Origin of the sequence: Stappia sp. TSB10P1A, from assembly GCF_900185725.1 — a bacterium.
GTDB lineage: Bacteria > Pseudomonadota > Alphaproteobacteria > Rhizobiales > Stappiaceae > Stappia.
In genome coordinates this window covers 21,942-35,835 of the sequence record NZ_FYAU01000032.1, presented here as the reverse complement: position 1 = coordinate 35,835, position 13,894 = coordinate 21,942, and the positions used below count along the sequence as shown (strand labels likewise).

Genomic DNA, 13,894 nt, shown 5'->3' with positions numbered 1-13,894 from the left:
GGGCCAACGGGCGGGCATGAGCGGGCGCATTCTCGTCGTCGACGACGTCAAGGCGAATGTGAGGCTTCTGGAAGCCCGGCTCGGCGCCGAGTATTTCGAGGTCCGCTCCGCCGTGAGCGGCGCCCAGGCGCTGGAGATCCTCGCCGGCTGGCCCTGCGACATCGTGCTGCTCGACGTGATGATGCCCGGCCTCGACGGGTTCGAGGTCTGCCGGCGGATCAAGACCGACCCGCGCAGCGCCCATATCCCGGTGGTGCTGATCACCGCGCTGGACGGGGCCGAGGACCGGATCCGCGGCCTGCGCGCCGGGGCCGACGAATTTCTCACCAAACCGGTCAACGATGTCGCGCTGGTGGCGCGGGTGCGCAACCTGATCGGCCTCAAGCGGCTCAGCGACGAGTTGCGCCTGCGCGCCCAGACCGGATCGCAATTCGGCCTTGCCAGCGACTTCGACCCGGCCGGCGAGGCGCCAGCCTGCGTGCTCGTCGTCGATGACCGGCCCGCCTCGGCCGAGCGGCTCGCTGCCGCGCTCGCGCGCGACTACGACGTGGTGGTCGAGCCCTCCGCGCCGCAGGCGCTGCTGGGCGCCGCCGATGGCGGCTACGACACGATCCTGATCAACCTGCGCATGGCCGGCTACGACGCCCTGCGCCTCGTCTCGCAACTGCGCTCGCTGGAGCGCACGCGGCTGGTGCCGATCGTCTTGATCGCCGATGCGGACGACACCGCGCGGGTGACGCGGGGGCTCGATCTCGGCGTCAACGACCATGTCGCGCGGCCGATCGACAAGACCGAACTGCTGATCCGGGTGCGCACCCAGGTCAGCCGCAAGCGGGCGATGGACCGGCTGGCGGCGGATGTCGAGCAGACCCTGGCGATGGCGGTCACCGATCCGCTGTCGGGCCTGCGCAACCGGCGCTATCTGGAGACGCATCTGGCGAGCGAATTGCGCCAGGCGGCGGAGGCCGGCCTGCCCTTGGCGCTGATGCTGGTCGATATCGACCATTTCAAGCGGATCAACGACCTGCACGGCCATGACGCCGGCGACAGGGTGATCCGCGACGTGGCGCGGCGGCTGCGCTCGCACACCCGCAGCCTCGATCTCGCCTGCCGGTTCGGCGGCGAGGAATTCGTCATGCTGATGCCGGAGACGGACCTGGACAAGGCCGCCGGCATCGCCGAGCGGCTGCGCAAGGTCATCGAGGCCGAGCCCTTCCGCCTGCCGTCCGACGACGAGATGCTGGTGACCGTCAGCATCGGCGTCGCCAGCTATCGGGGAACGGGCGACAGCGGCCCGAAGATGCTCAAGCGCGCCGACCAGGCGCTGTACCGGGCCAAGGGCGAGGGGCGCAACCGCGTGGCGCTGGAGCAGTCCGGGGAGCAGTCCGGGGAGCAGACCCGAATGGAGCAGGCCGAGGCGCAGACCCGAATGGACCATGCGCCGGCCGGCCGTCCCGACAGCGCTCCGGCGGGCGAGGCCGCTCCGGCGCCGTCGTCCGGCCGCGGCGCCCGCACCGGCTGAGCCCCAGGCGTCCTCCTAGCGGTAGCCGGGGATCGTGCGGCGGGCTTCCTCCTCCACCTGCCATCTGGTCGCTTCATAGTCGCGGCGCCGGTCGTTCAGCTCGAAACGGGCTTCCTGGATGTTGAAGCGGGCGTCCTGCACCTTCTGGCGCAGGTCGTTCTGGCGGTTGCGGCAGGTGGTCAGCTCGTCGCCCGACTTGTCGCTGCAGTTGACCCGGCCAAGGTCGGCGTTGAGGCGGTCGATCTCGCGCTGGCGCTCGTCGATGCGCCGCTCCAGACTGGTGAGGCGGTCGCGCGAGGACCACAGCCGCTGGCCGAGCCGGTGGGCGCGCTCGGCCTCGCCGGCAAGGTTGGGCGGGCAGATCGGCGACAGGCTGGTGTTCTGCTGGCCGAGGTTGAAGCCGTTCAGCGGGGTGCAGTAGAGCAGCACGCCTTCGCTCCAGCCGCTCATATAGGCCTGCGGATCGGGGGTGACGCCGTGGCGGCCGCAATCCTTGGTCACGTCCTCGAAACGCGAGGACGGGTAGCCCTGGGCGGCGTGAGCGCGGCCGATCTCGCTCCAGTCGCCGGCAAGGCATTGTTCCTTGGAAACGGTTTCGCAGCCGGCGAGAAGGCCCGCGCCGAGCAGCAGCAAGGCTGCGTGAAGAACATATTTCATGACATGCACCCGTGTGAGCCAAGACGTGCCGACCGGGTATATGCCCCCCCAACGGCATGTTCTCCTTACAGGACCGGGCGGGGCGGGCGCAACGGCCCTGAGGCTGCGACCTGCCGCCGCTTCGCGTCACGCCCTTCTGCTGGTGCCGCTGCCGCACCCTGTCGCTGCGCGTCGCCGTGCCGCCCTTGACCCGCCTCGTCGGAAAGGTCATTTGACAGCGGCCATAGATTTGAGGGATCGTCCCGCGTCAGTCGCGCAGGCCGTATCCGTTGCAAGGCGCCGTCCGGACGGGTCGGCGCACCCGTTTTCCTGTTTGGGGTCTCATGAATATCGTCATTGTGGAATCGCCGGCCAAGGCCAAGACCATCAACAAGTATCTTGGCTCGGATTATCAGGTCCTCGCCTCCTACGGCCATGTCCGCGACCTGCCTCCCAAGGACGGTTCCGTGCTGCCCGACGAAGATTTCGCGATGACCTGGGATGTCGATGCGAAGTCGCAGAAGCGCCTCAACGACATCGTCCGCGCCGTCAAGGATGCCGACCGCCTGATCCTCGCGACCGACCCCGACCGCGAGGGCGAGGCGATTTCCTGGCATGTGCTCGAGGTGCTGCGGCAGAAGAAGGCGCTGAAGGACAAGCCGGTCCAGCGCGTCGTCTTCAACGCCATCACCAAGAAGTCCGTGCTCGACGCGATGGCCAATCCGCGCGAGCTCGACGAGCCGCTGGTCGATGCCTATCTGGCCCGCCGCGCGCTCGACTATCTCGTCGGCTTCACCCTGTCGCCGGTGCTGTGGCGCAAGCTGCCGGGCGCCCGCTCGGCCGGCCGCGTGCAGTCGGTCGCCCTGCGCCTCGTCTGCGACCGCGAGGCCGAGATCGAGCGCTTCGTGCGCCAGGAATACTGGTCGGTGCTGGCCAATCTGACGACGGCGGGCGGCGCTGGCTTCCAGGCGCGCATCGCCGCCTTCGACGGCAAGAAGCTCGGCCGCCTCGACATCGCCAACGAGGAGCAGGCGAACAGGATCGCCGCCTTCCTGCGCGCTGCCTCGCTGAAGGTTGCGAGCGTTGAATCGAAGCCGCAGCGCCGTCATCCGGCCGCGCCCTTCACCACCTCGACCCTGCAGCAGGAAGCCTCGCGCAAATACGGCTTCGCTGCCGCCCGCACCATGCAGATCGCCCAGAAGCTGTATGAAGGCGCCGATATCGGCGGCGAGACCGTCGGCCTCATCACCTATATGCGAACCGACGGCGTGCAGATCGCCGGCGAGGCCATCGCCTCGGCCCGCAAGGTGATCGGCAAGGACTACGGCGACACTTACGTTCCGGAAAAGCCGCGCCACTACTCCTCCAAGGCGAAGAACGCCCAGGAGGCGCACGAGGCGATCCGCCCGACCGACCTGACCCGCCGCCCGCGCGACGTTGCCCGCTATCTCGATCCCGATGCCGCCCGGCTCTACGAGCTGGTGTGGAAGCGCACCATCGCCTCGCAGATGGAATCCGCCGTGCTGGAGCGCACCACGGTCGATATCGACGCGAGCGGCGCTGGCGGGTCGGCGACCCTGCGCGCCACCGGCTCGGTCGTGCGGTTCGACGGCTTCCTCGCCCTCTATCAGGAGGGCCGCGACGACGAAGAGGACGAGGACGCCCGCCGCCTGCCGGCCATGAGCGAGGGCGAGAAGGTGGAGCGCCAGTCGATCGAGACCGCGCAGCACTTCACCGAGCCGCCGGCCCGCTTCACCGAGGCGACATTGGTCAAGAAGATGGAAGAGCTCGGCATCGGCCGCCCCTCGACCTATGCCTCGACGCTGCAGACCCTGCGCGACCGCGACTATGTCACGCTCGACGGCAAGCGCCTGATCCCGCAGGACAAGGGCCGGCTCGTCACCGCCTTCCTGGAAAGCTTCTTCAACCGCTATGTCGAATACGACTTCACGGCGGAACTGGAGGAAAAGCTCGACCGCATCTCGGCCGGCGAACTGTCGTGGAAGGATGTCTTGCGCGATTTCTGGAAGGACTTCTCCCTCTCGGTGCACGACACCAAGGACCTGCGCGTGTCGCAGGTGCTGGACGCGCTGAACGAGATGCTGGCCGCCCATGTCTTCCCGGACACGGGCAATGGCGAGGATCCGCGCAAGTGTCCGGTCTGCGGCTCCGGCCGCCTGTCGCTGAAGGTCAGCCGCTTCGGCGCCTTTGTCGGCTGCTCGAACTACGACAAGGACAAGCTGGAGGGCAAGGTTCCCAACGAGAACCCGCCCCATTGCGGCTACACGCGCCAGCTTTCGGCCGCCGGCGGCGGCGAGGAGGGCGATGCGGAGATCGCCGACGGCCCGAAGCTGCTCGGCCAGGACCCGGCGAGCGGCCTCGACGTCACCCTGCGCTCCGGGCGGTTCGGCCCCTATGTCCAGCTCGGCGAGGAGGCCAAGCCGAAGCGCGCCTCGCTGCCGCGCGGCTGGCAGGTCGCCGATATGGATCTCGACAAGGCCCTGCAGCTTCTGTCGCTGCCGCGCGAGGTCGGCCCGCATCCCGAGGACGGCAAGATCATCTCCGCCGGCATCGGCCGCTACGGCCCCTTCGTGCTGCATGACGGCACCTATGCCAATCTGGAAAGCGCCGACGAGGTGTTCTCCGTCGGCATCAACCGCGCGGTCGATGCGCTGGCCCAGAAGCGCGCGAAGTCGACGCGCGGCGGCGCTGCCGCCGCCCCGCTGAAGGAGCTCGGCGCGCATCCGGACGGCGGGCCGATCACCGTGCAGGACGGCCGCTATGGGCCTTACGTCAAGTGGGCGAAGGTCAACGCCACCCTGCCCAAGGGCAAGGACCCGATGACGGTGACGCTGGAAGAGGCGATCGAGATCGTCAACGCCAAGGCCGGCAAGTCGGGCAAGGGCGCCAAGAAGGCTGCGCCCAAGAAGGAGCCCGCCGCGAAGAAGGCGCCGGCGAAGAAGCCCGCCGCGAAAACGACAGCAGCCAAGAAACCGGCGGCGAAGCCGAAGAAGGCGAGCGCCGCCGCGGATGGCGCTTCTTGAGCACCAAGGCGCCGAAACGTCCGCGCGCGGCGAAAAAGGGCGAAAAGACCAAGGGCACAGCGGAGCTGCCGGGCCGTGACGCGATCATGGCCTTCCTCGCCGACAATCCCGGCATGGCCGGCAAGCGCGAGATCGCCCGCCATTTCGGCATCACCGGCGGGGCCCGCATCTATCTGAAGCGGCTGCTGCGCGAGATGGCCGATGACGGGCTGCTGGAAAAGCGGCAGAAGCGCCTGTCGCGCCCCGGCGACCTGCCGCCGGTGCTGGTCGTCGTCGTCACCGGGCGCGACAGCGACGGCGAGCTGCTGGCCGAGCCGGCAAGCTGGGACCAGGACGACCACGGGACGCCGCCGCGCCTCCTGGTGCTGCCCGATCCGCACAAGTCCGACGTGCGCGTGCCCGGCCTCGGCGACCGGCTCCTGGTGCGCGTCACCGGCGATCCGACGGGGGACGAGGCGTCCCGCGCCGGCCGTATCATCAAGCTGCTCGAACGCCAGTCCTCCAGCGTCCTCGGCATCCTGCGCCAGGCGCGCGGGCGCACCTTCCTGGAGCCGATCGACCGCAAGCAGAAGGAACTGGAGATCGACACGAGCGATCTCAAGGGCGCGGTAGACGGCGACCTCGTCGGCGCCCAGGTCACCAAGGTCGGCCGCTACGGGCTGCCGCGCGGGCGCATCGTCCGCCGCATCGGCGCCATGCATTCGGAAATGGCGGTCTCCGAGATCGCCCTGCACACCCACGGCATCCCGCATGACTTCCCCGACCGGGTGATCGAGGCGGCGGAGGCGGCGACGCCCGCCACCCTGTCGGGCCGCGAGGACTGGCGCAAGCTGCCGCTGATCACCATCGACCCGGCCGACGCCAAGGACCATGACGACGCGGTGCATGCGGTCGCCGACGACGACCCGGCCAACGAGGGCGGCTATATCGCCACCGTCGCCATCGCCGATGTCGCCTATTACGTCCGCCCCGGCGAGCCGCTCGACCGCGAGGCGCATCTGCGCGGCAATTCGGTCTATTTCCCCGACCGGGTGATCCCGATGCTGCCCGAGGCGCTGTCCAACGGGCTGTGCTCGCTGAAGGAGGGCGAGGAGCGCCCGGCGATGGCCGTGCGCATGGTCTTCGACGGGGAGGGGCGCAAGCTGCGTCACAGCTTCCACCGGGTGATGATGCGCTCGGCGCTGAAGATCTCCTACGACAAGGCACAGGCGGCCATCGACGGGGAGGGCGGCATCGTCGCCGATGCGGTGCTGGACGATGTCCTGAGGCCGCTGTGGGCCGCCTATGCCTGCCTGAAGCGCGGCCGCGAAGCGCGCGAGCCGCTCGACCTCGACCTGCCCGAGCGCAAGATCCGCCTGAAGCCGGACGGCACCGTCGACGGCGTCCATGTGCCGGCCCGCCTCGACGCGCACAAGCTGATCGAGGAATTCATGATCCAGGCCAATGTCGCGGCGGCCGAGACGCTGGAGAAGCACGGCGTTCCGCTGCTCTACCGCGTCCACGACGCGTCGAGCCCGGAAAAGCTGGAGGCGCTGAAGGAGTTCCTGGGGACGCTCGGCATCCGCCTTGCCTCGAGCGGCGGCATTCGCCCGTCGGCTTTCAACGGCATCCTGCGGAAGGTCGAGGGCACGCCGGAGGCCGAGCTGGTCAACCAGGTGATCCTGCGCAGCCAGGCCCAGGCGGAATATTCGCCGCAGAACATCGGCCATTTCGGCCTCAACCTGCGCCGCTACGCCCATTTCACCTCGCCGATCCGCCGCTATGCCGATCTCATCGTCCATCGCGGCCTGATCCGGGCGCTGAAGCTCGGCGACGACGGGCTGCCGGACGGCATGGAGGGGCGGCTGGAGATGATCGGCGCCGACGTCTCGGCGGCCGAGCGGCGGGCGATGCTGGCCGAGCGCGACACGATCGACCGGCTGATCGCCCTGTGGCTGGCCGATCAGGTCGGCATGCGCTTCGCCGGGCGGATCTCCGGCGTCGTCAAGTCGGGCCTGTTCATCCGCCTCGACGACACCGGCGCGGACGGGTTCGTGCCCGCCTCGACCCTTGGCGCCGACTATTACCATTACGACGAATCGTCGCATTCGATGAGCGGGCGAACCACCGGGGAAACCTTCGCTCTTGGCGACCGGGTCGAGGTCCGGCTGGTCGAGGCGGCCCCTTACGCGGGGGCGCTGCGGTTTGAACTTTTGAGCGAAGGTCACTATCACAAGCGAAGGAATGCGCGTGAGCGCACCATCGCGCGCAGCCGCAAGCACAAGAGCGGCAGTGCCGGTGTCCCGGGCAAGACCGGGCAGCCGCCGAGGGGGCGGCCATCGAAAGGACGGCGCACATGACAGTCACCTATGCAGGATCGCCCGAGCTTGTGGGCACCGCCGCGGCCAGGGGCTCCCTGGACGCCAAGCCCAAGCGCGATGTCGGCCGCGCCATGCTGCTGGGCGCCAAGGGGCGCTGCCCGGCCTGCGGAACGGGGCGCCTTTACGGCAAGTATCTCAAGGTCGAGCCGGTCTGCGCCTCCTGCGGCGAGGAGCTCCACCACCACCGCGCCGACGACGCGCCGCCCTATTTCACCATCTTCGTGGTCGGCCACGTGGTGCTGCCGATCGCGCTCGCGGTCGAGGTGATGACGGTGCCGCCGATGTGGGTGCACATGGCGCTGTGGCTGCCGCTGATCGTCGCGATGACGCTGGTCTGCCTGCCGCCGATCAAGGGCGCGCTGATCGGCCTGCAATGGGCCAATTACATGCACGGCTTCGACCCCAACGCCATCGGCGATGACCAGCCGGCCTATGATTTCGGCGGAGACGGCACCCGTTCATGAGCGAGTTTCTGGTCCGCCGGCTGTCGGAAGCCGAGCGCTACATGGACAATCCCAACCTGCGGCCGAAGGATGCGGCGACGCTCTTGGTGCTCGACCGCAGGGACGACGGCAACCACCGGGTGCTGATGGGCCGCCGCCACATGCGGCACCGCTTCATGCCCGGCATGTTCGTGTTTCCCGGCGGCCGGGTCGACCCGGCCGACAGCCGCGTGCCGGTCGTCGGCGACTACCATCCGGTGGTCGCCAGCAAGCTTGCCCATGCGATGAAGGGACCGAAGACGGACGCCCGCACCCGCGCCTTCACCGTGGCGGCGATTCGCGAGACCTATGAGGAGGCGGGCCTGTTGGTCGGCTCCCGCTGCGACATCGACTGGCAGGGCGCCGGCGACATGGCCGCCTTTTCCGAGCGCCATCTGCTGCCGGACCTGTCGCCGGTGCGGCTGATTGCCCGCGCGATCACTCCGCCGCGCCGGCCGCGCCGCTTCGACACGCGCTTCCTCGCCGTCTTCGCCGATGCGGTGGCCGACCAACTGCCCTCGGGCACCGGCCCCTCCGGCGAGCTGGAGGAGGTGCATTGGCTGACCCTGCAGGAGGCCAAGGCGCTGGAACTGCCGACGATCACGCTGACGGTGATCGAGGAGTTGCAGGCGCGGCTTGCCGAGGATCCCGAGCTCGATCCGGCCCATCCGGTGCCGTTCTACTACTGGCGCGGCAAGGGCTTCGTGCGCGAGGAGATCTGAGGCGCGGATCGGGGCGCGGATCGGGGCGCGAAACCGGGAGCGCCGCGCGCCTTCCCGCTTGACTTTGGGCGCGCGAAACGTATGGTGCGCGCTCAGTTTCCCAGAACAACCGGTGGAGCGTCCTCTCCGAACAGCGGAGGCTCCGACGTACGGCCGGACACAAGTGCAAGGACAAGAACGATGGCCAAGGCAAACACCATCAAGATCAAGCTGCTGTCGACGGCCGACACGGGCTTCTTTTACGTGACCAAGAAGAACTCCCGCACCATGACCGACAAGATGGTCAAGCGGAAGTACGATCCGGTCGCGAAGAAGCACGTCGAGTTCCGCGAGACCAAGATCAAGTAAGACCTCGCGCGCAGCGCATCGGTCCCGCCGCTTCAGGCCCCTTCGGGGGCCTTTTGCGTTGCGGCGCCACGCGGCCTTGGCGTCCCGAAAGCCCTTGGTTCTGGGAGCCACTGACAGCCCCTGAGGCCGGGAGCCCTTGAGCCCCCCTTGAGAAAACTGCGAAGTGCGCGAGGGGGCAGGCGATCGGCGTCCCGGCCGGGACACGAGGAGGCCACTCCAAACCCGGGGGACGCCGATCAAGCCCACGGGTGTCAGGAGATGCGGCGGACCTGAACGTGCCGTGGGTCACCCTGCCGGTCGGAGCCGAAAGCGGCGGCCGGCAGGAACAGGCGGCGACGGTTCGGTTGGAGCGGTCGCGGCCGGTTCCCGAAGACTACTCGAAAGCTTCGACGAATCAACACGCTCGCCGGCTTCGCTAAGAATTTCTTTCATTTTTATGTAAATGAGATCGGTTAATCCGCCGGCCTCGCAATATTGTTGCGTTTCCCGCGGATTTGCGGATCGATTCCTCCTCGGCTCTCCTTCTCTCCGCCTCCTCCCGGACGCCGGTCCTCTCTTTTTTGCGCGTCCTCCCGGCCGACGAGCCCCTCCGGCGTCATCCCGCACGACGCGAAGCGGAGATGCGGGACCGGCGAGCCGAGGGCCTGTCGGACACGCTCCCCGAACGACGCCACACGCACCGTGGCTCTCCGGTTCCGGCTCGCGGCTGCGCCTTGCCCGGAATGACGACGAGAGAGGCTGGAGCAGCGAAAGGGGACAACGCCAGCGCCTTCCGTCTCATGCCCGCCAAGGGCGCCAATGGTTCCCGGATCTTCGGCCTCCGACCTCGTCCGGGACGACATCCGAGAGGGAGGGGCGGCCCCGCATCCCCGCCGCCGTCGTTCCACGCTCCGACTGTCGTCCCGGCACGTCAGGCGCCCGCCGTCCGGACGCTGGCGCGCTGGCACGGGGCCGACCGGAGGCAAGGTCCGTAGAACTGCGCAAGTTGCGGGTACGGCACGCGAATATCACGTCATCAGCTTGCCAGAGATCGTTTTTGACGTGTACTATGATTGTATAAAATCAATGGTTGTGCAAACCTTCCATGCCGCCTCGACAAGCCAACAACCGGGTCACACAATGCCGATAGATGCCCATAACGACCGCTCTGAGGCCGCCCGCTACTGCGCCCAGATTTGCCGTGAACTGAGAGACCTTGCTTCTAATAACGAACTGGAATTCCTTGCATATTTGCTGGAGATGGCGCGGGTGGAGGCCTTCGACCGGCATGTCGAACTGCAGCGGCCGGGAGCGGAGAAAGCGGGTAGGCGCTGACCCTTATCACAGGTTGTATTCGGGCATGTGCATCTATTCCGCAACCCTTGTGCTTCTCTTGGTTGAAATTTAGGTTGTGGTTGTTGCAGGCTACAATTCGCGGTGATCTTGGCCCTGCCGGCGGGAATGAGCCGCTCGGCCGGCCGCCTCCTGCGCCTGTCGGGGATGGGGATCGCAACAGCGGACCGCCGCCTCTTCGAGGCGCCCGCTGAACTCCCGCGAGGCCCCCCACAGCGCCGGTGGAACGCCCCTGGAGCCTCGCCGAGGCCGCCGGCCGGCCGCCTCAGCGGCCGTCGATCAGGCTGATGCGCTGGCCGCGATGGCGTTCCAGCCGGCCGGCCAGTTCCAGCTCCAGCAGGATCACGTGGACGATGCGGGCAGAGAGGCCGGTGTAGCGGATCAGCTCGTCGACCTCGACCGGTGCCGGCCCCAGCGCCGAGAGCACGCGGCTGCGGTCGCTGTCGCCGACATCCGGCGGGGCGATCCGCCGTCCGTCCGCGTCCGGTTCCTCGATGTCGAGGCCGGGGATGTCGTCGGCGATGCGGCGCGGCCCGAGGCTTTCCAGCACGTCGGCGCCGTTTGCGACCAGCGTCGCGCCGTCGCGAATCAGCCGGTTGCCGCCTTCCGAGCGCGGATCGAGCGGCGAGCCCGGCACCACGAAGACCTCGCGGTTCTGCTCGGCGGCGAAGCGCGCCGTGTGCAGCGAGCCGGAGCCGCGCGCCGCCTCGATCAGCACCGTTGCCAGCGCCATGCCGGAGATCAGCCGGTTGCGGCGGGGGAAATCGCGGGCGCGCGGCTTCCAGCCGAACGGCATCTCGCTGACGATGGCGCCGCGCGCGGCGATGTCGTGATAGAGGTCGCGGTTTTCCGGCGGGTAGATGATGTCGATGCCGCCGGCCAGCACCGCCGCCGTGCCGCCCGCAAGCGCCGCCCGGTGCGCCGCCGCGTCGATGCCGCGTGCCAGCCCCGAGATGATGGTATAGCCGGCCGCCGACAGGTAGCCGGCGATCTCGCTGGCGATCTTCTGCCCGGCCAGCGAGGCGTTGCGCGCGCCGACCATGGCGATGGTGGCGCCGTCCGCCAGCCGGTCGTCGGAGCCGAGCACGGAAATCAGCGGCGGCGCGCCGTCGACATGGCGCAGCAGGGGCGGGTAGCCGTGTTCGCCGAGTGCCCTGAAGCGCCCGCCGATCCGCGCCAGCGCCTCGATCTCGCGTTCCGCCTCGTCTTGCGAGGCGATGCGGATGGCGCGCTTGCCGCCGCGGCGGGAGAGTTCGGGCAGGGCGGCGAGCGCCGCCTCGGCCGAGCCGGTGTGGTTGATCAGCTCGCGAAAGGTGACCGGGCCGACATTCTCGGAGCGGATCAGCCGCAGCCAGGCGAGGCGCTGGCGCTCGGAAAGGGCGCGACCGCGCCCGGTCGCGCCTGCGCTCATCCCTTCTGGCCGATCCGGCCTTCGGTGCCCTTGAGAAGGCGGCCGATATTCTCGTGATGCTTGGCCCACAGGATCACCGAGAGCAGCGCCATCAGCTCGGCCACCTGCGCCCGGTCGAAGACGAACCACAGTAGCACGGGGGTGGCGAGGCTCGCCGCCAGCGCCGAGGCGGAGGAGTAGCGCGTGACGAGCGCCACCGCGACCCAGATCGCGGCGAAGGCCAGCGCTGCCGGCCAGTAGAGGCCGAGCAGCACGCCGAGATAGGTGGCAACCCCCTTGCCGCCGCGAAAGCGCAGCCAGACCGGGAAGAGATGGCCGATGAAGGCGCCGAAGCCGGCGATCACCGCCGGGTCCGGCCCGCCATAGCGGCTCGCCACCAGCACCGCCACCGTGCCCTTCAGCATGTCGCCGAGAAGGGTGAGGGCGGCGAGATGCTTCTTGCCGGTGCGCAGCACATTGGTGGTGCCGATATTGCCGGAGCCGATCTTGCGGATGTCGCCCTGGCCCGCCAGCCGGGTGATGATCAGCCCGAACGGGATCGAGCCCAGCAGATAGCCGAAGGCGAGGGCGGCAAGGTAATAGGGCCAGACGAGACCCCAACTGATCGGATCGGGCAACGCGCAGCCTCCGGTTGCAACAGCGCGGTAACTCTAAAGCACAAGCAGGGAAAGGCAAATCCGCTTTTCCCGAGGGGCCTGATCCAAGAGCGTTTGACGCCTTCAGGGCGTGACGATCTTTCCCGCAACGAGCGTGTGCAGCACCTGGCCGGTAAAGCGCGCATCCTCGAACGGGGTGTTCTTGGAGCGCGATTTCAGCCGGGTCTTGTCCAGCACCCAGGGCCGGTCGAGATCGAACACCACCACGTCGGCGGGGCTGCCCGCGGCAAGGCGGCCGGCGTCGAGGCCCAGCCGGCGGGCCGGGTTGCAGGTCATCGCCGCAAGCAGGGGGGCAAGGCCGATCTCGCCGGAATGGACGAGGCGCAGGCCGGCGGCCAGCAGCGTCTCCAGCCCGATGGCACCGTCCGCGGCCTCGGCGAAGGGGTGGCGCTTGGTCTCCACGTCCTGCGGGTCGTGGCCCGAGACGATGACATCGATGGTGCCGTCGGCGAGGGCTGCGATCATCGCCTGGCGCTCGTCTTCCGAGCGCAGCGGCGGCGACATCTTGAAGAAGGTCCGGTAGGGGCCGATGTCGTTCTCGTTCAGCGTCAGATGGTTGACGGTGATGCCGCAGGTAACGTCGAGCCCGTCCGCCTTCGCCCGGGCGATCGCCCTGGTGCTCTCAGTGCAGGAGACCGACTGGGCGTGGTAGCGCCCGCGCGTCAGCGCGGCGAGCCGCAGGTCGCGCTCGACCATGATGATCTCGGCCTCGCGCGGGCTTGCCGGCAGGCCCTTCCAGCTTGCCGACAGGCTCTCGTTGACGACGCCGCCGCCGGCCAGCGCCGGGTCTTCCGTGTGGTGCACGACGAGCGCGCCGAAGTCGCGGGCATAGGTCATCAGCCGGCGCATGATGCCGGCATGGGTGACGGAGCGGTGGCCGTTAGAGAAGGCGACGGCGCCGGCCTCCTGCAACAGGCCGATCTCGCTCATCTCCTCGCCGGAAAGACCCTTGGTCAGCGCGGCGAAGGGGTGGACGTTGACGCAGGCCGTGTCGCGGGCGCGGCGCAGCACGAAGTCGACCAGCGCCGGGTCGTCGATCACCGGATCCGTGTCGGGGGAGGTGACGATGGTGGTGACGCCGCCGGCCGCCGCCGCCTGGCTGGCGCTGGCCAGCGTCTCGCGGTGTTCGGCGCCGGGTTCGCCGACGGTGACGCCCATGTCGACGAGGCCGGGGGCGACGACCGCGCCGGCAACGTCGATCATCTCAGTTCCCTCTGGCGCACCCTGGTTGTGAGCGCTGGGGCCTGCGGCGGTGATGCGTCCGTTCTCGATCAGCACGCTACCGGGCGCATCCAGGCCGCTTGCCGGGTCGATCACCCGGGCATTCGTGAGGAGGATCGGGGCGAGGAGGATCGGGCTCTGCGGGTTTGCCATGGCCGGG

General features: G+C 68.8%; 10 protein-coding genes. 6 read left to right on the top strand and 4 right to left on the bottom strand.

Translation table 11 applies throughout. The annotated features are described in order from the left end of the window. Nucleotides 1–16: 16 nt before the first annotated feature. Entirely contained in the window at nucleotides 17–1,522 is a 1,506-nt protein-coding gene (locus TSB10P1A_RS16585) for a PleD family two-component system response regulator (protein ID WP_186389061.1), read from the top strand. A 15-nt stretch (nucleotides 1,523–1,537) separates the two neighbouring features. Here TSB10P1A_RS16585 and TSB10P1A_RS16580 read toward each other — a convergent pair whose 3' ends face one another. After that, nucleotides 1,538–2,179, bottom strand: coding sequence for a DUF2799 domain-containing protein (locus TSB10P1A_RS16580; protein WP_186389060.1), 642 nt, complete (start codon nucleotides 2,177–2,179; stop codon nucleotides 1,538–1,540). Between the two features lie 323 nt (nucleotides 2,180–2,502). Here TSB10P1A_RS16580 and topA point away from each other — a divergent pair, with 323 nt between their 5' ends. From topA to rpmG, 5 genes are all read left to right on the top strand, one after another. Beyond that, a complete protein-coding gene (gene topA, locus TSB10P1A_RS16575) occupies nucleotides 2,503–5,202 on the top strand; it encodes a type I DNA topoisomerase (protein ID WP_186389059.1) in 2,700 nt (899 codons plus the stop codon). 86 nt (nucleotides 5,203–5,288) lie between these two features. Further along, on the top strand, nucleotides 5,289–7,541 hold the full coding sequence (rnr, locus tag TSB10P1A_RS16570; RefSeq protein WP_186389188.1) for a ribonuclease R: 2,253 nt from the start codon (nucleotides 5,289–5,291) through the stop codon (nucleotides 7,539–7,541). Continuing rightward, nucleotides 7,538–8,026: a DUF983 domain-containing protein gene (locus tag TSB10P1A_RS16565; RefSeq protein WP_186389058.1), complete on the top strand. Its 489-nt coding sequence runs from the start codon at nucleotides 7,538–7,540 to the stop codon at nucleotides 8,024–8,026. Before rnr ends, TSB10P1A_RS16565 begins: the two co-directional genes overlap by 4 nt. Next, the gene (locus tag TSB10P1A_RS16560) at nucleotides 8,023–8,766 is read left to right on the top strand and encodes an NUDIX hydrolase (protein ID WP_186389057.1); all 744 of its coding nucleotides are present in this window, start codon (nucleotides 8,023–8,025) and stop codon (nucleotides 8,764–8,766) included. The genes TSB10P1A_RS16565 and TSB10P1A_RS16560 overlap by 4 nt, the downstream gene beginning before the upstream one ends. 180 nt (nucleotides 8,767–8,946) lie before the next feature. After that, nucleotides 8,947–9,114, top strand: coding sequence for a 50S ribosomal protein L33 (rpmG, locus tag TSB10P1A_RS16555; protein WP_186389056.1), 168 nt, complete (start codon nucleotides 8,947–8,949; stop codon nucleotides 9,112–9,114). Between the two features lie 1,597 nt (nucleotides 9,115–10,711). On the opposite strand, the gene dprA is transcribed toward rpmG, so the two are convergent. The 3 genes from dprA to TSB10P1A_RS16540 form a co-directional block, all read right to left on the bottom strand. Continuing rightward, complete coding sequence (gene dprA / locus TSB10P1A_RS16550; protein ID WP_186389055.1) at nucleotides 10,712–11,857, bottom strand: DNA-processing protein DprA; 1,146 nt, start codon at nucleotides 11,855–11,857, stop codon at nucleotides 10,712–10,714. Beyond that, nucleotides 11,854–12,474: a glycerol-3-phosphate 1-O-acyltransferase PlsY gene (gene plsY, locus TSB10P1A_RS16545; protein WP_186389054.1), complete on the bottom strand. Its 621-nt coding sequence runs from the start codon at nucleotides 12,472–12,474 to the stop codon at nucleotides 11,854–11,856. The genes dprA and plsY overlap by 4 nt, the downstream gene beginning before the upstream one ends. A 102-nt stretch (nucleotides 12,475–12,576) precedes the next feature. After that, nucleotides 12,577–13,887 (bottom strand): dihydroorotase, encoded by a 1,311-nt coding sequence (locus TSB10P1A_RS16540; RefSeq protein WP_186389053.1) that lies wholly within the window; start codon nucleotides 13,885–13,887, stop codon nucleotides 12,577–12,579. Nucleotides 13,888–13,894: the final 7 nt, after the last annotated feature.